At 44.2% G+C, this 948-nt stretch carries 1 protein-coding gene; it reads right to left on the minus strand.

Annotation, left to right across the window (positions count from 1 at the left end; genetic code table 11):
- Nucleotides 1-948, minus strand: a 948-nt coding sequence (locus ACT29I_RS25690; RefSeq protein ID WP_444794864.1) for a fasciclin domain-containing protein, incomplete at both ends; no start/stop codon positions are given.

The raw sequence follows: 948 nt of genomic DNA on the forward strand, positions 1-948 counted from the left end.
GGCGAACGCATCGTCGGTAGGTGCAAACACGGTAAACGGCCCCTCGCCGGCCAGGTCATCGGCCAGTTCTGCGGCAACGACGGCCGCTTCCAGGGTGTTATGGTCCTCGCTGTTCACGATGATGTCAACCACGGTTTTATCAATGGCGGGATTAATGCCTGCTTGGGCAACAGGCCATATGCCCGGTGCAGGTACGCTAACGCCTTTGTTTTCACCGCGATTCTCATCTTTTCCAAAGAAATACAATGGCCAACCTTTATAGGTAAGTTGTTTTTTGCCATAGACTTCAATTACTCCAAATAATTCTTGATTCAATGATGATGGCACAATAATTTCTGTCTCTTCGTAAATAGGCCAAATGCCATTATTGGAGAAATCATCAGCCGTGAAATTATTTTGATTCTTATTATCCTTTATCCAGATGTATAACGTATTACCTTTGTCATCCGTAAAGTATTGAATGATTTCCTGACCAGGTGTATAATCACCTTTATACTCAACATGGTCAAGCCCGGTTAATTGATGGTCAACAACCATAATGGTATAATCCGGTTTGGCCACAAACCATTTGTTTCCAAGTCCTTCTCCATTGATGTCGCCCGCACTATGGTCACCTGCAAAATAGTATAATGGCCATCCTTTGTAGGTTGTTTGCATATTTCCATCACCTCTGTCAATCATGTTAAAGTCTGAGGCGTTTAAACCATTCCCCACACTTAGTTGAGGAGCATAGAAAACGGGCCAGTTATCCAAACAGCCGTCCTGGCAAAGTGAATTACCGTCAGCATCTTTGGTAAAGAAATAAAGTGTATTACCATTATGGTCTACAAGAATGTTTCCGTACTTTTCAGTATGACTTAAAATCACATCAGTAGGCGGAAGCAATACGGCATCGATCACGTGCACCACGCCGTTGTCGGCCATTACATCGGCCACGGTTACCATGGC

Source organism: Saccharicrinis sp. GN24d3 (assembly GCF_052400645.1).
In the GTDB taxonomy this organism is placed as follows: Bacteria; Bacteroidota; Bacteroidia; order Bacteroidales; family Marinilabiliaceae; genus Saccharicrinis.